General features: G+C 50.7%; 9 protein-coding genes. All 9 read left to right on the top strand.

Translation table 11 applies throughout. The features are described 5' to 3' along the window. The first annotated feature begins 227 nt into the window (after positions 1–227). The 9 genes from I8J30_RS02280 to I8J30_RS02240 all read left to right on the top strand — a co-directional run bounded on the left by I8J30_RS02280 (position 228) and on the right by I8J30_RS02240 (position 20071). Positions 228–1895, top strand: coding sequence for a type 2 periplasmic-binding domain-containing protein (locus I8J30_RS02280; RefSeq protein ID WP_210655012.1), 1668 nt, complete (start codon positions 228–230; stop codon positions 1893–1895). Between the two features lie 61 nt (positions 1896–1956). Continuing rightward, complete coding sequence (locus I8J30_RS02275; RefSeq protein WP_210655010.1) at positions 1957–2235, top strand: hypothetical protein; 279 nt, start codon at positions 1957–1959, stop codon at positions 2233–2235. Between the two features lie 147 nt (positions 2236–2382). After that, complete coding sequence (locus tag I8J30_RS02270) at positions 2383–8100, top strand: S-layer homology domain-containing protein (RefSeq protein ID WP_210655008.1); 5718 nt, start codon at positions 2383–2385, stop codon at positions 8098–8100. 229 nt (positions 8101–8329) lie between these two features. Beyond that, the gene (locus I8J30_RS02265; protein WP_210655006.1) at positions 8330–11545 is read left to right on the top strand and encodes a chitobiase/beta-hexosaminidase C-terminal domain-containing protein; all 3216 of its coding nucleotides are present in this window, start codon (positions 8330–8332) and stop codon (positions 11543–11545) included. 175 nt (positions 11546–11720) lie between these two features. After that, complete coding sequence (locus I8J30_RS02260; protein WP_210655004.1) at positions 11721–13364, top strand: glycoside hydrolase family 140 protein; 1644 nt, start codon at positions 11721–11723, stop codon at positions 13362–13364. 4 nt (positions 13365–13368) lie between these two features. Beyond that, positions 13369–15816 (top strand): glucosidase family protein, encoded by a 2448-nt coding sequence (locus I8J30_RS02255; RefSeq protein WP_210655002.1) that lies wholly within the window; start codon positions 13369–13371, stop codon positions 15814–15816. A gap of 41 nt (positions 15817–15857) precedes the next feature. Then, positions 15858–17162, top strand: coding sequence for a glycoside hydrolase family 140 protein (locus tag I8J30_RS02250; protein ID WP_210655000.1), 1305 nt, complete (start codon positions 15858–15860; stop codon positions 17160–17162). A 40-nt stretch (positions 17163–17202) separates the two neighbouring features. Further along, entirely contained in the window at positions 17203–19323 is a 2121-nt protein-coding gene (locus tag I8J30_RS02245; protein ID WP_210654998.1) for a type 1 glutamine amidotransferase family protein, read from the top strand. 151 nt (positions 19324–19474) lie between these two features. Further along, positions 19475–20071 (top strand): TetR/AcrR family transcriptional regulator, encoded by a 597-nt coding sequence (locus I8J30_RS02240; RefSeq protein ID WP_210654996.1) that lies wholly within the window; start codon positions 19475–19477, stop codon positions 20069–20071. Positions 20072–20085 lie beyond the last annotated feature (14 nt).

Raw genomic sequence — 20085 nt, 5'->3', positions numbered from 1 at the left:
TAATGGGGAAATCAAGCATGGAAGAATAAGGGGATCATACGGTTGCAAGGCCATGAAAAAAGAACATATCAAAGAGTGAAAGCGGGCTAATCTGTCGCCAAACCTACTAGCCGGCCGATCTCATGAATATGTTCTCGAGATTGTAGCACTTCTATTATCGCATATCTTTACGAGCTCATTCCATACCTAATTTTATAAACGGCTACATAAATAAGGGAGGATTATGTGTGAAGAAGCAACTATCAACAGGAGTACGCCTATCGCTGACAGCAGCATTGTCTGTGGCCATGCTGGCCGGCTGCTCGAGCAATAATAATGAACCTGCAAAAAACGATACAAGCGCTGCCGCTAATACGAATACGGAAGCTGCGGCAGACAATACAACGAATGCAGCGAACACGACTGAAAATGCAGCTCCGGCTGAGCAATTCTACTATGACATGTATGATAAAGTAACAGACAGCTCGGACTTTCCGGATTGGAAAGGGAAACAGCTGAAATTGAAGTTGTGGTATTCCCACGGTACTGGCGAGCCCACTCATAATTCGGCTGAGCAAGACGTTGTAACACCTGAAGCGAAGCGTGTAACCGGCGTTGAGATCGACCAAGAAAACTCCTTCGATAACGGCGGTCAGGATTTGAACGTGAAGATGGGCATGCTGAACGCGGCCAACGATTGGCCGGATGTCGTCATGAGTTCGGATACGTCCGCATTGGCGGAGCTCGTGAAGGCTGGAAAGGTATACGATTTGACCGAAGTCATCTCCAAGTACGCACCGAACTTAGCGAAGAGAACGCCTTTCGACAAACTTCCAAAAGTGCTGGAAAATATTACGATCAAAAATTTGGATGGCAAAACCTATGGGTTCCCGCTGGAGCTTGGTGACCCGGACAACACATTGAAGGTCCTTGATCCATCGTTCGTCAGTCCAAACTCCCAACAAGCGCCGGATGGAATGGGCTCCATCTGGGTACGTGACGACCTCTTGAAGAAGCTGTACCCAACAGCCAAAACGCAGGACGAAATCGATGCGCTATATGTGAAGAACGGCGGTAAGTTCTCCAAAGAAGAACTGTACGACGTGCCGCTCAAAACAAAGGATGACTTCTACAAGTTCCTGTATGACATGCAGGCGCTGATAAAGAAAGAAAACATTAAAGAAAACGGTAAGCCGGTTGAAACCACCTATGCATTTGGCGGCGGCGACAACTGGAGTACGCTGACCATGCTTCAAACTTACCTTAACCGTATTCCTGCAAATAACAACTACTTCACGTACTATGATAAGAAAACGAAAGAAATCGAGTTCATGTTCCAACAAGAATGGTTTAAGCAAACGCTGCTGGAGTTCAATAAGCTGGTTCGGGATAAAGTAATGGATCCTAAATCGCTGCTTGAGAACCAAGCGACACATACGGAGAAAATGAATAACGGTCAATATGCGGTCGCTTATCTGTGGGATACTCCGGATGAGAGCGTATTGAAAGCGGCCGGCAAGAAGTACAGATACAGAAAAGTGTTCCTGGATTCGCCGGCGAATACCGATCAGTTCATCTCCCCTGCAGGACCTAGCGGCAATAACCAAACGATCTTGATCTTCAAAGATAAAGTAGCGGAAGAAGATTTGCCGCAAATCATCCATTACCTCGATTACATGGTCTCTGAAGTCGGTGAGAAAATGTACACTTGGGGTCCAAGAAGTGCAGGACTGTTCGATGAGAAAGACGGCAAGCGCGTATTCAAGGATAAAGATCTTGAAGATGCAATGGTGTACAACAAAGACAACGGCGCCAACAATAAATACAACCTGCACAACAACAGATTAGGTTCCTCGTCTAAACAATGGCCGCCATACCCAACTTACATGTGGGGGGGGTTCCACTGTAACACCTAGCTATGCATACGAAAGAGTGCTGTCCCCAGCCGACGGCCTCAGCTTCTTTAACCCAGGAAACTTGCCTAACAATTCAACTTCAACGATTACAACAACGATTAAAGTAGATCCGGCCATTTGGAATTTCTTTGGTCCGGTACCGAGCGCGGATAAATTCTGGAAAGGCAGAGATGCATTCGAGAAAGCGCTGACGAAAACAATGGCTGCGAAAGACGATGCTCAATTCGAAGAATTGTGGAAAACGTTCAGCGGCATTGCAACGAAGAACGGTGCAAATGATCAAACGCTGAAAGAAATCAATGATTACTTCTTGAAGAGCAACGAAGGTATGTTGCCGTAACAAGTAGCCTCTAAGAATGACGCTCCCTGGTTTTATATGAATTTTCACTTCATGTAGAGCCAGGGATCTCTTTTGCCTTTTTTCGCGAAAATGGCCTTAAAATCGTTCGATCGTGAAAGCGATTACAAATTTTTAGGAGGTTTGAGCATGTCCGCATTGCAACGAAATAAGAAGAAGCTGCTGCGAGCTGCAGGCTCCGCGCTGCTGGCAATGACGATTATCGTCCCCTATTTCGCACCTATTGAGAAGGTCCAAGCAGAAGAGCTTGGTTATTATGTAGGCGGTGCCAACGCCTCGGACAGCAACCCCGGAACATCCGCGGAGCCGTTCGCAACGATTCAGAAAGCAGCCGGTGTAGCCGCGGCAGGTGACACGGTATGGATACGAAGCGGGGTTTATCGGGAAACCGTTACGCCTGCCAATTCCGGAACGGAAGGCAATCCGATCGTGTATCAGCCTGACGGCGATGCGGTTGTAACGATTAGCGGTGCCGATGCTGCGGATGGCGACTGGTCGGTCTACCAAGGCAACATCTATCAGAAGACAATTTCTCTTCCTGTGAACGGCTATAACGATCATATGACCACTAACGATACGCTGATGGCGAACCAAGTGTTCGTAGATGGCAAAATGATGATCGAAGCACGCTGGCCGAACGTATCGAACTCCGATGATCTGATGAACCGCGCGGATTGGAGAGGCGCCGAGCATGGCACTTGGGCTGCAGCAGGTTCCGGTATGACCGTAGACGATGCCGAGATCCCGAATATTGATGGCGGTTGGGTTGGCGGTCAAATGTGGATGACAGGCTGGTTTATTCCGTCTACCGCACAGATCACGGCTCAGAGCGGCACGAAGTTGACGCTGTCGAAGAACACAGTTGAAGCGTTTCGTGATTATTACTATCTCACGGGTAAGCTGGGAGCACTCGACAGCGCAAAGGAATGGTTCTATGACGGCACGAAGCTTTACCTCTGGGCTCCAGATGGAAACAGTCCGGAGAATGTTGAGGTGAAGAAACGCAACTACGCTTTTGACTTAAACAACAAATCCAATATCACAATCAACAACATCCATGTAGAAGCAGCTTCATTGGTGACGAATGTCAGCAGTTCGAACATCACAATCGACGGGCTGAAAGCAAAATATATCAACCACAGCGTAACGCTGCCTGGTCCGGACTTGACTTACTCTCACTCGGACGAAACAGGAATCAGGCTGATTGGTCCTGGAAGCAGCATTAAGAACAGTGTTATCGAGTACAGCTCCGGAGCGGGTATCGTACTTGGTGAAGGCAACTCGGCAAACAACAACTTGGTGCATGATATTGCCTATGATGGAACCTATGCCAGCGGTATCGTGCCGAAACCTTTTACAGGCAACCAAACGATTACGCACAACACCATCTACAGAACAGGTCGTTCCAGCATCGACATGTACAATAATCCGAATGTCGAGATTGGCTATAACGATATGTACGACTACGGCTTGGCCAATATGGACTTAGGTGCGGTCTATTCTTCCAGATCTTCCGATCTGACGGGAACGCGAATCCACCACAATTGGATCCATGATAACAAAGCACCTTATAATATCCCGGATACCGGGATCCAAACAGGGGTTTATCTCGATCAAGGATCGGGTCCGGCACAAGTCGATCACAATGTCCTCTGGAATAATATGATTGATTATTACAACCAACATGAATTTGGCGAGGGCAAGCCCATCAAGATTTTTAATACCTATAACAATACATTCGGTTCAATGGCTACAGCGTCTTACACCACTTACACAAGCCCGGCGATCGATGTGAATCAGAATAACATTCACCGTGACGCGATCCTTTCCGTAGATAATGCGATCAATGCCATCAGACAAAAAACAGATCCTAAATTCGTCAATGATGGCCATGGCGGGCTGAAATACCGCTTGAAAGCAGAATCTCCCGCGGTGGATCATGGCGGAGTTGTTGCCGGCGTAACGGACGGTTTTGTCGGTACAGCTCCCGACATCGGCGCTTACGAGCTGGGCGGCGACGAGTGGGTACCGGGCTATACGGCCGACGGTTATGTACCGGCTTATTACGCTACGGAACAACCGCTCGAACCAACGCCTCAGCCACCGACGCCTCCTCCGGTGCTCGGCATGGTCACGATTGACGATGCAGAGACAGGGACGGCTGAATTGAAATACGAGTTTGTCGGCGATTGGAATGCAAGCGCAAATGACAAAGCTTATATGGAAACCGATCATTTCAACAACAAAGCTGACGATTATTACCAAGTCAAATTTACCGGAACGCATATCCGCGTGTACGGAGAGAAAAACAACGGCTTTGGCATTGCTGCCGTTTCCATCGATGACGGACCGGAAACCATGGTCGATTCGTATAGCGCAACGCGGTCGGTTAATACATTGCTGTTCTCCAGTGAGACACTTCCGCTTGGCAGCCATACGTTGAAAGTCCGACTGACCGGAGAGAAGAATGCAAGCTCCGGCGGAAACTGGGTAACTGCCGATCGCGTAGTCGTCACTACGGGAACGGTGACGGTGGATGACAATGAGACAGGTACAGGTCTTTATAAATATGAGTTTGTAGGCGGATGGAACTTGAGTCCGAACGATCAAGCTTATATGCAGACCGATCATTTCAGCGGAACTACTAACGATTACTATCAAGTTAAATTTAACGGCACGCAAATTCAAGTGTACGGGGAGAAAAACAGTTCCTTCAGTATTGCGGCTTTTTCGATTGACGGTGGCGAAGAAACGCTGGTAGACAGCTACAGCGCTACCAGAATTGTAGATACGCTGCTTTACACCAGTGCGGAGCTGCCAAAGGGCGAGCATACGCTGAAGGTGAGATTGACCGGAACGAAGAACGAGAGTTCCGGGGGTTACTGGCATACAGCGGATAAGGCTGTCGTGATCCTGGGATCTGTCGATGCCCAAACCACAACCGTTGACGATGATGATACCGGTACAGATGAGAATCAATATGAATTTGTGGGCTCTTGGAATGCAAGCGCAAATGTTGAAGCTTATCTGCAAACCGACCACTTCAGCGGAACGGCAAACGACTATTACCAAGTGAGATTTACGGGCACCCAAATCGAAATGTATGGCGAGAAGAACGATGCCTTTGGTATTGTCGCCGCATCGATTGACGGCGGTCCTGAAGTGCTGATCGATCTTTACAATCCGACACGTAAGGCCAATACGCTGCTTTACACAAGCCACACGTTGTCTAACGGAAGCCATACACTTAAAGTCAGAATTACCGGACTTAAGAATGCATTATCGAAAGGCATCTATACAACGGCAGACCGTGTTGTGATTACGAGCAGTGATACTGAGCCTGCGCAGACATTAACGTTCGACGATACGGATACAGGTACGGACGAGAACCAGTATGAGTTCGTTGGTTCTTGGAATGCAAGCGCGAATGGTCAGGCTTACATGGAAACCGATCATTTTAACGCGACAACAAATGACTACTACCAATTTAAATTTACGGGTACGCAAGTGAAGGTATATGGGGAGAAGAATAATGCCTTCGGTATCATTGCGGTCTCCGTGGACGGCGGGCTGGAAACGCTCGTTGATTTGTATAATGTTTCACGCGATGCCAATACGCTTCTTTACACAAGCCCAGGCTTACCGCTTGAGCAGCATACGGTGAAAGTGAGAATTACAGGGAAGAAGAATGAGAACTCGGGCGGCACCTATACGACCGCAGACCGAATCGTCATTACAACTAGCGGAGCGATTGATGAGCCGACGCCTACGACGGTGCCAACGCCGGAAGATCCGACGGATCCAACAGATCCGACAGATCCGCCAGTACCGACGGCAGAGACGGAGCCGGACCCAGGTGTAATCTATGAAGCGGAGGCTGCCACGCTTGAAGGCGGAACGGCTCTGGCAACCAATCATGACGACTTTACGGGCACAGGCTTCGTGGACAGTTTCAATGGTCAAGGAGCAGCAGTAACCTTCACCGTAAATACCTTCGCAACCGTGACGAAGGATGTTACGCTGCGTTACGCCAACGGAGACTCGGATATCCGGTCCCTCAGCGTTTATCTCAATGGCGAGAAAATCAAACAAACGCGTTTGATGGGTACCGGCGGCTGGGATGGTTGGGGTTACAAAACCGAGCAATTGGTTCTGCAAGCAGGTGAGAATACGATCACCTACAAATACGATGCAGGCGATACCGGTGCTGTAAACGTCGATAACATCAGCATTCCATTGGATGCGAATCAAGAACACGCACCAGGCATGAAGTATGAAGCGGAACTTTCCGCATTTAGTGGGAATGTCAAAGAAAACACCGATCATCCCGGTTATTCCGGAACCGGATTTGTTGACAGCTTTAACGGAGACGGTCCATCCCTTACCTTTACGGTTCATGCAGCTGCCGCAGGCAGCAAAGATGTGACCATCCGTTATGCTGATGGAGACGATGATCGAACATTATCGCTTTACGTAAACGGTACGAAGATTAAGCAAGTTCACTTCTCCGGCACCGGCAACTGGGATACATGGGGCAATCGAACCGTGAAGCTGACACTTGCCGAAGGAGAGAACACGATCGCCATTAAGAAGGATGCCGGCGACACGGGTCTCATCAACATCGACTATATCAGCATTGCGGGTGAGGAAGAGACGGATCCTACAGATCCCGAGGAACCGATTGATCCGACACCACCGGCTCCACCGGCACCAGTGCAAACACCTTATCAGAATTCAATCAGCAGAGATGCCGATGGTGTGTCACTTAAAGTGACAACAAACGATGGATTCCTGCTTAATCAACTCGGCGGTACGGATAAAAGGCTGACAATCGACGTGTCGACAACAGAAAAGGTTGATCATGTTCAAATTGATCTATCCGGTGAAGTCATTGCGAAGGCAACTGAACTTGGCAAGCCGATTGTCATCCAAAGCAATGGCATGCAGCTGCAATTTGACCCAAGCGCAATTGCTGCGAAGAAAGGCGAAAATGTCAAATTGAGCTGGTCAACAACAAACAGCCAACCGACATCGGATACCATGCAGCAATTATCTGACATTTACGATTTCAACTTAACGGTAGGCCAAGATGCCATCCATTCGTTTGGCGGCCATGTAGAAGCCCGCTTCACAGTCGATGCTTCCAAGATTGCAGATAAAGACAAAGTCGGCGTCTACTTTTACAACGAGACTACAAAACAGTGGGAATATGTTGGCGGCACGCTAGTGGATGATCACACGATCCTTGTACAGCTATCGCATTTCTCCAAATATGCCGTACTGGAATCCGATAAGACCTTTAGCGATATTCAAGGGCACTGGGCGCAAGCGGCTATTGAACGAATGGCTGCCAAACAAATCGTGAACGGTGTATCCGAGCAATTGTTCCAGCCGAATGCTACCGTAACTCGCGCTCAATTCGTGTCGATGATTGCACGCGCGTTGAAACTTCCGGCTGCATCCGCTTCATCGATGGGAGCATTCACGGATGTTTCGCATTCTGCATGGTACATGGACAGCGTGTATGCTGCGAGCCAAGCAGGCATCATTAAAGGCACGTCTGCCACAACCTTTGCGCCGGATGCCATCATTACACGTGAACAAATGGCTCAAATCGTTGTTCAAGCATATCTCTACGCAAACGGCGGTGCGAAACCTGACCCGGCAGCAGCTTCCACATTCGCGGATCAAGCGGCAATCAGCGGCTGGGCTTCCGATTCCGTACAACTAGCTGCCCAGCTTAACCTGTTCAAAGGCTTCACAGATGGCAGCTTTGGACCGCAGCTTCAAGCCACCAGAGCGCAAGCAGCTGCAGTAATTGATATCCTGCTAAACACTACGAACTAGTAGAGAGCAGCTTCACCGGGAGGTCCTGCGTCATTATCGTAGGGCATGGGACCTCCCGTTTTATATGAAAAAGAACGATAAAGGGGGTGAATAATGAACCAGCTTTCTTAAAGATTCCAGAAGAAGTAAGCGCTTCCGCTCTCTGCATTTGAGAGAGAATTGCGATGTGGTAGTTTTACAGTGAAAGGCCAAGTGAAGCATAACATCATTCGAGGGGGATTATGTGCGTATGAACTTTTCAATGAAAAGCAGCAGCTTTCTTCGCAAAATGGTCTTATTGGCAATGACCGCAACACTCAGCATTCCTTTTATTTCTCCTCCACAGCATGCGGCCGCGGCAGGCGCCACCTTTTACGTAGGCGGTACGGGCGCTTCGGACAGCAATCCGGGCTCTTCGTCCCAACCGTTCGCGACCATTCAGAAAGCGTCTACAGTTGCAACTGCGGGCGACACGGTTAAGATTCGCACCGGTATCTACCGCGAAACGATTACGCCGACGAATTCCGGTTCGGCCGGCAATCCGATTATTTATGAGCCGGATGGCGGCGCGGATGTTACGGTCAGCGGTGCCGATACAGCCGATGGCGGCTGGTCGGTGCACAGCGGCAATATTTATAAGAAAACGATCTCCATGACGAACGGCTACAATGCGAATATGACTAACAACACGACACTGCTCGCCAATCAAGTGTTCGTGAACGGGCAAATGATGATCGAAGCCCGCTGGCCGAACCTGCCGGACTCGAACGATCTGTTTAACCGTAACGATTTCCGCAACGGTACCCTTGGCACTTGGTCAACATCAGGTGCGCAAACGGTAAATGACTCCGGCATTCCAAGCATCAGCGGAGGCTGGGTTGGCGGTACGATTTGGGTAAACGGCTGGTTTATCTCGCAGACCCGTACCATTACGGCACAAACGGGAACACAGCTGACCCTATCCGGCGGCATCATCGGCGGAGACGACAGACTGCGGAAGTACTATTACTTAACGGGACGCCTTGGCGCACTGGACGTTGCGAAGGAATTTTTCTACGATGGCACGCAGCTATATCTGTATGCGCCGGGAGGAGGAAGCCCGACGAACGTGGAAGTGAAGAAACGGAACTATGCGTTTGACCTTAGCGGCAGATCGTATATTACGATCCGGAATTTGAAACTGTTCGCGGCTTCCATTACGTCCAATACCAGCAGCACGAACATTACGCTTGACGGACTGAATGCGAAGTATATCAACCATGGGGTTACGATTACAGATTCGGATGTCACCTACACGCATACGGGTCAAGTTGTGACAGGCGTAGGTACGGGAATTCGCTTGATGGGTGCGAACAGCATTATTCAGAACAGCGAAATTGCGTACAGCTCAAGCGTAGGTATTGCACTCGGCTCGAACACGACAGCGAACAACAATAAGATCCACGACATTGACTATGAGGGCACGTACGCGAGTGCAGTCATGCCTGTGGATGGCACGAATGGCCAAACGATTACGAACAATACCATCTATCGCACAGGCCGTGCGAGCATTGACTTCATGAACAGCCAGAACGTGAATGTCGGCTACAACGATATGTATAACTTCGGAATGCTGAATATGGATATGGGAGCGATCTACTCCTCCCGAGACTATGTAACGGACGGATTGCGCATCCACCACAACTGGATTCATGACTCCTCGGCGCTGTCGACGGGGGAAGGCATCCAAGTAGGTATTTATTTTGACCAAGGTTCAGGCTTGGCTCAGATCGATCATAACGTGCTGTGGAACAACGTGGTTGCGGATATTTATATTCAACATACTTCCTCCGCCGATGTTCAGAAGATATTCAACAACACGCTAGCAACGTCAGGTTATGCATCCTACGTAACCTACTCCAATGAAGCGACGGATAATATGAAAAATAATATTTTCCGCGATGACGTCATCAACTATAACCCATCGACGACTTCTATCTTCCAAACGACTAACCCGCTATTCGTAGGCAGCGGTACAGGCGGATTGCAGTATCGCATCACGACTTCGTCGCCGGCCAAAGATGCAGGAGCGGTCATCTCCGGTGTAACAGACGGATATGTCGGCACTGCACCGGACATCGGAGCCTATGAGTTTGGCGGCACGGATTGGGTTCCGGGTTATGTAGCTCCCGTTGCAACGGTGGCAACACCGACGTTCAGCCCCGGAGCGGGAACGTATGCTTCTGCGCAGTCGGTTACGATCTCAAGCTCTACCTCCGGCGCTGATATCCGGTACACAACCGATGGAAGCACTCCGACAGCTTCTTCGACACTGTATACGGGAGCTGTCAACGTCTCGTCATCTCAGACATTGAAGGCGATTGGCATCAAGGCGGGCATGACGAACTCTGCGGTAGCCACTGCAGCGTATACGATCAATTTGCCGGGAACGACTACAGTGAATGATACCGTAACAGGTACGGGGCAAAATCAATTCGAGTATGTCGGCTCATGGGGTTCGGGTCCAAGCACGGGAGCCTATATGAACGATGAGCACTACTCCGGGAACACGAATGATTACTATCAATTCGATTTCACCGGAACGAAGGTAGAAGTATACGCGCAGAAGTATAGTTCTTCCGGCATTGCCGCGGTTTCGATCGACGGCGGAGCGGAAACGAACATCGATCTTTACAATCCAACACTGCTGCTCAATACGCTTATTTACACAAGCCCGACGTTAACGAGCGGCACGCATACGGTGAAGCTTCGCGTAACGGGTACGAAGAATGCCAGCTCATCGGCCTACTGGCTCGTTGCGGATCGTATCGTCGTAACCGCTTCAGCAACGCCTGCGGCTACGCCGACATTTGGCCTTGCGGCAGGCACGTATAGCGGTACGCAATCGGTTTCGATCTCGACGGCAACCTCCGGCGCTGATATTCGTTACACAACGAACGGCAGCACGCCGACAGCTTCTTCCACGCTGTACACCGGTCCGGTAAGCGTTTCGTCGAGCATGACGCTGAAGGCGATTGCCATCAAGTCCGGCATGTCGGACTCTTCCATAGGAAGTGCCGCGTATACGATTACGACAACGGTTAATGATTTTGTGACCGGTACGGGACAGAACCAGTTCGAGTTCGTTGGCTCATGGGGTTCCGGAGCGAGCACAGGCGCGTACTTGGATGATGAGCACTACTCCGGCAATACGAACGATTATTATCAAGTGGATTTCACCGGAACGAAGGTAGAACTGTATGGCCAGAAATACAACTCTTCGGGTATTGCAGCGATTTCCATTGACGGCGGAACCGAAACCATGGTGGATCTCTACAATGCGACGCTGCTTAAGAATACGCTGATCTACACCAGCCCGACGCTCTCGAGCGGCAGCCATACCGTTAAAGTTCGCGTTACCGGAACGAAGAACGCGAGCTCTTCCTTCACGTGGGTAGTAGCGGACAGAGCGCTTATTACGAACTAATGCTTTCTTCCAAACAGCCAGCCGGAATGTTCCGGGTGGCTGTTTTTTTTGGTTTTTCACATTTCCAGATTGCAGCATAAGTTAGCCGTATATTCACTATTTTCCTTGATAGCGCTTGCACTAGAATAGAGTTGGCGACAAGTAAGCGGAAGTTATTTTGGAGGAGGTGACGGGCTTGAACCGCAACGTGGACACGAAAGTATGGGAATGCGCAGAGCTAGTTTTCAAAGCAGCGGAAGGGTACGATAATCCTTTCCTGGAAGTGGAGCTGCAGGCTGAGTTTGTCGGTCCTAACGGAGAGACGCTGATGATTCCCGGCTTCTGGGACGGGGGCAGTTTGTGGAAGGTCCGTTTTGCTCCGGTCACTGCGGGAGAATGGCATTATACGACGATATGCTCCGATCAAGCGGATGCCGGACTTCACGGCCATACGGGCATCGTAACCGCCGCCGCCTGGCAAGAAGAGGAGCTTCAGCATAATCCGAATCGAAGAGGTTTCGTGCGCATCCATGAATCGGGCAGATGGTTCGAATACGGGGATGGAACGCCGTTCTATTGGATGGGGGATACTTTATGGTCCGCGCATACGCTGCGCTGCGACTTGAAGAAAACGCTTCCGGCCTATTTGGAAGACCGCAGGAAAAAAGGCTTCAATGTGATACAGCTGGTTGTCGGCCATCCGACAGCGGACCAATTCGGCGAAGAAACTAGCAGCTACGTCAGATATGAGCCGGAGTATTTTCTCAATGAAGGCGGAGCGCCTTATCTGGAGCGGTATTCGCTCATTAATCCGGCTTATTTCAGCCATTTGGATCTGCGCATTCGCCTCATGCTCAGCATGGGATTCGTTCCTTGTTTAATGGCCATGTGGGGCCAGGATTTGCAAGGCATTAAGGTGGAAGGCGGCAAACATTATCTCCGTTATCTTGTCGCACGATATGCGGCATTCAACGTGATGTGGTCGCCGGCAGGCGAATATCTGTTCACGGATGACGTGGAAGGCTGGCGCGAGCTGGGGAACGAAATTCATCGCTGCGATCCGTACGGTCATCCGACCTCGGTTCATTCCGTCGCGCCGCACAGCGGCAGCCGGCATTACCATGCGGAAGAGTGGTACGATTTCAACCTCATTCAAGTGGGGCATGTGCTCGGATTCAAAAATTTCATGGAAATGCTGCCTTATCTCGATTATCAGATGCAGCCGCCCAAACCCTCGATTATGAGCGAATCCTGGTATGAGAATCATCCCAACTGCGTGCTGGATGACGGCATTCGCATAAACGATCAGCATATCCGTTTCGCCACCTATGTTCCGCTGCTGCAGGGCTGTATCGGGCAGACGTATGGAGCACATGGGATTTGGTCCTTATATAACGGGGAGCAGAAGGATAAATGGACGGATCAGATGAGGCCTGATTTATGGCAGGATGATTTGCATCTGCCCGGGTCAGGACAGATGAAGCATGTACGTGATCTTATGGAAACGGTCAATTGGTGGGAGCTTGAGCCTCATCCGGAGTGGGTGAGTACGGTGGCGGAAAGCAATGTGTATTGCGCAGCCATTCTGAGGGAGCAATACATCATCTATTGTACAGGCGGCCAAGCTCCGGTTCCGGTCCTCGTCATGATCTTGGGCGCAAAACAAGGCGGCGAAACCTATGAAGGGAAATGGATGAATCCTCGTACGGGAGCGTGGCATGCGGTCCGAAATGAAGACTTCCAGTATCACGGGTACGGCAGCGGGATGATGTGGAGAACGTTCGCGCCGGATCACGAGGATTGGATACTTAGCTTAAAACGAGTGAAAGAGGAGAACTGACGAGATGAAAACGACTTATAGCGTAAACAGAGGTTTAATCGAAAGTGAGAAAGGCATCCCGGAATCGCCGAGATGGTTCTCGGACAGCCGATTGAATTTTCAAATCGATGAGAATGCCGTGACCCAGGTGAATTATCACAACCCGCTTGCCATCCGCGGATGCAACACGATATTTCTGCAGCGGTTATGGGATGGGTTTAGACATTTTGTCGAGTTGGACGGCGTAACACAGAAGCTCTCCTATTCGAATTCCAAACTATGGCCGTTTGGCGTTGAATCCGAGTGCGAGGTGCATGGCGTAAAGCTTCAGCACCGGATGATGGCGGTTGAAGAGTCGATCGTATTTCAAGTGACGACACCTCAGGAGCTCCCGCTTTCTTTTCGCTACAAAATGGAGTTCTACAAGGACTTCGCCTTAATCCCAGCGGATTCGCAGGACTTCCGGTTCAGCGCCGGCGGCACAAGTCGTGTGTGGGAGGAATGGTCCTATGATGAAGCAGCCGGTCTGCTCCACGGCTCTTTCCTGGACATTCAGAAAGAGCGGGAAGCGGGCCATCCCGATGATATCAATATCAATAATCCGGATGTGAGTAAATACGACCGCGAGGAGCCGGTTCCGCTATTTATTAGCATTGGCGCGGATTTTCCGATTGGCTATTCCAAGAGACCGCTTAATTCGAAATATATTCTCACTGGCGGCGAGGCTTTAGAACCAAACCGGACTTACAGCTTCATAATCAGTTTTGATTGCGATAAGGAAGCGCTGCTGAATAAAGCCTATGTGATGTCAGCCGAAATCGAGGAAGCCGTGTCGAAGCAGTATGCCCGGTATGAACGGATTCGGGAGCGCTCGCCCATTCTGAACAGCCCTTATGAAGGGTTAAATGATTTCATGAGTCTGATTCCGCTGTACCACGAATCCTGCAAAGTTACGGACGTTCCCGGCGCGATTAAAGCGAAAAACAAGCAGTACTGGGTATGGGGCTGGGACGGCATTACGAGCAATTACGCCTCGCTCTATTGGGGCGATCAAGCGTTTATCGGCGACATGCTTCGCTTCTACGAAGAGACGGCAGACGCGGAGTGGGGCATTGCGCACAGCTACCGCCATGACATGAGCTTGAACAGCGTCAGCGCGCTTCCGGCGCAGAGCATGTATATTTCGCTGCTTCAGCAGTATTATGCGACAACGGGCAATAAGCAGGATGTGCTGGATCGATATGATTTTGTCAAACGGATCTTCAACCTTATTCTGACGCGGGAAGTGCAAGGAACGGGCTTTTGCGAAGGGGCTTCCTTGTTTCCGGACTTTCCGGCATTCATGCATGAAACGGGGACCAGCGACATTAGCAGCTTGAACAACACGATATTCTACTGTGCGGCGCGTTCGATGGAGTACTTGGCTGAGCTCGTAGGCGACCAGGAGACGAAGGATCGCGCGAAAGCCGTCTTCAGCGGGATTGAGAAGAACTTTCTGCCGCTATTCTATGATGAAGAAAAGCAGTTCGTCGTTAGTTCCATCGATTCGCGGACGCTGCAGAAGCGCAATTCCTTCAACGCCAACGCGGTCAAATGGGAGAGCCATTATTTAAGTGATTTGATGGAAAAGGTGAATGCGGGAGCGCTGGAATTCTTCGCGAACCACATCGTCTGCAAAGCGGGCTTGCGTGAAATTCCGATCTGGTCGGATGCCTTTGACATGGATGCGAACCAGCTGCATTGCTGGTGGCCGGTAACCGGCGAATACTTCATGCAGCTGATTAACGACGGCAATCGTCCTGATCTGATTGAGCAATGGATCGGTTGGGTGAGCTATTGGACCGGGAAGCTGACATGCCCGGAAGGCATTTCCTGTTATATCGATACGGCAGAACCGGACGTGGACCGTTGGAATACGGAGAACGGCACATGGCATGCCTATTCCATGAGAGGCTGGTATCAAGCAGCGATTCATGGCGTGGTTGGTGTCTCGATGGAAGCGGGAGGCATCACCTTCCATCCGTATGCCGGCGAGGAGATGACGCTGGAGGGGCTATATTTCGGCGAACAACGCCTAGATATTGCGATGATCGGCTCGGGGCCGTATGTGGAGTCGATTGAAGTGGAGGGTCACGTGCTGGAAGCGACTAACAAGCTGCCTGTGGATGCTGCGGGAGCCGGGCAGGGTGGGGCTTCGCAGATAACGGTGCGCCGAGTTCAAGCGAACCCATATCCGTTTAGCATTCAGAAAGCATTCGGCATCGAGCTTTCGGACTATTCCTATGCAGACGGCGTCATTCGCGCGCAGATGGAAGGCGCGGGAACGAGCAGGTTGAAGCTGATCGCACAGCGGGAGCCCGTCGTCACAATCGGCGGCAAAAGCATGTCCGTCCTGTATGATGCAGCGGCGGGTAAAGCAACCGTGGAAGTGGATCTGAAAGCGGGGCGACGCGAGGAACTGGTTATCCAGTAGTTCGATAATCAACAGGTCTAATCAAGGGGAGGTGTACGACAGTGGCAATTAAGGGGTATTTGCAAATAGCAGCAGATCAGCGAAGCTTCCAAGACGGAGAAGGGAAGCCGGTTTTCTGGCTGGGGGATACGGCTTGGGCGTGTCCGGGACGAGCGACGTGGGAGGAATGGGTGGACTATGTGGATATCAGGTCCACTCAAGGCTTTAACGTGATTCAGCTCAATTCGCTGCCCCAGCATGATGCATTTCAGCCGATTTTTCGAGGAGAACGCCGACCGTTCGCACTTCTTAATGATGAGAGCGCGGATGGCCGGATTTTCAACTGGGATTATGATGCGATTCAGGATGTGTATTTTGACAGGCTGAAGAAAATGATCGCGTATGCCAATGACAAAGGGATGGTCATCGCGCTCATCGTGCTGTGGTTCGAGCATGTCCCGAATTCAAGGCTGGATGTCATCCCCGTTCATCCGGGCATGACGGTGCAGCAGGCGATCCGTTACGGATCTTATTTGATAGAGAAGCTGGAAGAGTTGAATATTGTATGGGTCGTTAGCGGAGACGATGAATTCAAGGGCGAAGGCGTCGCAGCATTCTATAACGAGGTCGGCCTTGCCATGAAAGAAGCCGAGCCATACGGACGACTGATCACGACTCATCCGGTGCATAAATCCGGCGATACGTACCATCATGCGGGCTGGCTTGATTTTAATATGGTGCAAAGCGGGCATGGTCTGAATCAAGAATATAATCTGGGCCTTATTCGGGAGGAATGGGATAAACAGCCGCCTAAGCCGGTGCTTAATGCAGAGCCATGCTACGAGCATCATCCCATGAGCGGACGCGAGCGGCGCTTCGACCGTCATGGGGTTCGGCGCGCCGGCTGGCGGAGTGTGCTGGAGGGATCGTTAACGGGGATCACTTATGGTGCCCATTGGATCTGGAATTGGGCGAAGATCGGTGAAGCTCCGCTTGGCGGAGCCCCGTCAGCATACAGCTGGAAAGATGCAATAGAGCTGCCCGGCGCCTATGATCTGGTTCGCATGATGCAGCTGCTTACAACATTGCCATGGTTTAACCTCCGGCCAACATCTGAGAGAGTGCGCAGCAAGCATCCTTTTACAATATCGGTGGCAAGTACGGAGGATGGCAGCCTGCTGCTGGCTTATTTGCCGGAGAAATGTGAGATTTGTCTGGATGTAAGCGGGCTGGCAGTGGAGGGGAAGACGGCAATTTGGTGGAACCCGGAGAGGGGAGAGCGCATTGCGGCATCCGATCAGTTCGACGGCAATGAGTTCGTCGGCAGCTCGCCTTTTGAGAAGGATGGGCTGCTAATCATTAGTTAACGCGGAGCAGCTGATGCTGCGGGAGAGAAGGGGAACGTTCATGTACTCGGCACCGATTATGCTATTGCTGGATACCAGCATGACAATGGATCATCATCGCATTCGGCAGGCGGTTTCAGATATTTACGAGAAGGGCTTCGATACGGTTTGTGTGGAATTCCGCAACAATATTTATGATGAATACGATCCGCAGGGCAAAGCGGCGGTTCAAGTCGTTTCCGAGGCATGCACGCGGCTTGGCTTGCAATTTCTGATGATCATGCCGATGCTCGGTCCGAATATCGTCAAGGAGCATCCGGAAGCGCGCCAATCTTGGGCGGTTGAGCATACGGGGCAAGTCGTCGATAAGCGGTTCTCCATAGCGATCAAGCGCGTGCATAATGTCGGATTCGTCCATACCGATCCAAGAGTCCGGGGCGTTGCCAAAGCGTTCCATATCATCCGAGACGCAAGTCGGCGCATTATAGAAGCCACCGACATTACGGACCGGATTACGTTCGCCATCGACATGAACATCGAGACTACACTTGCCGGCGCCTATGAGCAGGATGGAGAAATTCTCGTCTATGCGAGGTATGATACGGATTATATGGATTTTGCATATCGCGGGATGCACAAATCGGTGGACTCGTTCTTGGAGCAGTATGAAGGGTTGCCGCTGGACGGCTATGCGATCGATGAATTCGGAGCGGGCTGCAGATCGAGCGAGGACGTGTATTTTGTCGGGAGCCATTTTCTAGCGGCTTTCAAGGCCAAATATGGCTATGATTTGCTGGACCGAATCTACCTGCTGAAGAATGAAGCGGTCGATGCGTGCGCTGGAAAAGTGCGGTACGATTACTATCAGTTAACGATCGACCTGACCTATGACTTGCAGAAATACGTAAAAGACCGCTACACGGAGCGTTTCGGCGAGAACCTGTTCGGCGGCTTCCACAGCACATGGTGGGGGGAAGGCAACTCAGGCGATCTGTGGGCAGGAAATATCGACTATTTCAGGCTGACGGACAATTTGAGCGGCGGGTTTGTAGATGCACAATTTGATGCCGAACGAACGATGGTTTCCATGACGATGCTTGCCGAGTCGCTTGCCAAATATTCATCGAGCGGCCATGCCTACAATATGTGCTGGGATCGAAATACTACGAAGGAGAAGCTGGATTATTACCAGCGGCTGCTGGCAGTCCGCAATGTGAGATGGGTCGGCCATGCATACGGCTACGTAGGGCCTTTTGGCCCCGGATATCCCGACCACAGCACCTGGGCCGATACGAAGATTTGCCTGGAGCGGCAGAAAACGTTCCAGCAGTTCATTGGCACAGCAGTCAGCAAGCCAAAGCTTGCGATGATGTACGTCTGGGAATCGGTCGCGTTCTTCAACAATGAATACATGCATTACCACAGGCTCAGTCTGAAGGCTGTTCTCGATAAAATGATGCAGGAGCACATCGAGATCGACCTGATTCCGACAAGCGAAGCAGATTTGGCGCGTTACGATATGTTAATCGTGTTATGGCCGACGATGTTGCCGGAGGCTGCGTGGCAATCGATTCAAGGGTATGCCGCTGCGGGGAGAAGAGTGATCTTCATCGGTCCGCCGGCGCAGTGTACCGTGGAAGGCCGTGATATTCGCAGTGAATTCGAGCAATTAACCGGCGCCCAAAGCGTGAACCCGTTCGCTGGCAAGCTCTATACCGGCGATTATGAATACGTCGAGTGGGATATTTGGTTCGCCAAATCCAAAATCGAGATGCAAATGTACCCGCTAACGCCAATAGACGGCGAAACAACGCTGATTCATGATGGCGACATCATCGGGGTTAGCAAATCGAACGTGGAATATTTTTCGTTTGAAATGCCTCTTACGTCGTATTTTGAAACCTTAATGGCTACACTTACGCGTGCGCGAGAGCTGGATCTCCCGCCGAATACAATCAGCAAAGTATCCTGCGATGGCGACAATTCCGTTCTCTCGTTGACAGGACGCTGGGAAGCGCGGATCAACTGCAGCTTTACTTTTAGAGGCAATAAGATCACGATTACAGATGGCGTTCTCGTCGGCATACGTTTGAAGGGGAACCGAGTAGTTGAAATTATTAGCGATGCCGACTGTACAATTGAAGTGAATGGCAGCAAACGAGAATATGTGACGATTGGATAGCGGAAGCAGCATGGGAAGGCCAGGCATCTGAAAAAAATGCTTGGCCTTTGCTTTTTACCTATTTACAAACCGCTGGTCGGTTTCTATAATAAAGACAACAACCAACAACTGGAAATACACGCACAACTACATCAACAAGGCGGTGTCGAAGGTGAAGCAAGAGGAACGCAGAGAGCAAACGATTCGCTTATTGCTGGAAGCAACCAAATCGCTTGTTCGAGAGAAAGGCTGCTCGTCGTTAACGCTGAAGGACATTATGGAGCGATCGGAGCTTTCGAAGGGGGCCATCTTTCATTATGTGAAGAGCAAGGATGAATTGTTTGCCTGGGTGCTGCTGGAGCGGCTTGAGGAAACAAACAACCGATTTATGAGCGAGGTGGGGAGAAAAGGCGGCGAGTTTGAGGGGCCGATGGGGAGTATTGCCGGTAGTCTAAACAGCTTGGAAGAATCGGATGACGTTACCAATAAAGTGTTTGTTTATTTGCTGGGCAAGGAAGAGGAGCCGGCCGTAGCGGAGGCGCTGAATCAATTCTATGAGCGCTCCGTTCAATTGTCGCGAAGCTGGATTACCGCGGGTCAGCAGCGTGGCGTTATCCCGGCGGCAATCGATGCGGATCGTACGGCAGAGCTGTTTGTTTTGATTTCGTTAGGGCTGCGGGTCCGATCTTCATTCTCCATCGTAAACAGCCAATTCACAGCTGCCCAATTCGTGCAATTGATTACCGGCATGCTTAAACCTACAACCTAATATTAGGAGGAATG

Origin of the sequence: Paenibacillus lignilyticus (genome assembly GCF_017942085.1) — a bacterium.
Taxonomy (GTDB): domain Bacteria; phylum Bacillota; class Bacilli; order Paenibacillales; family Paenibacillaceae; genus Paenibacillus_Z; species Paenibacillus_Z lignilyticus.
Note: the sequence above shows the minus strand (reverse complement) of the source record. Positions and strands in the feature narration are given on the sequence as shown.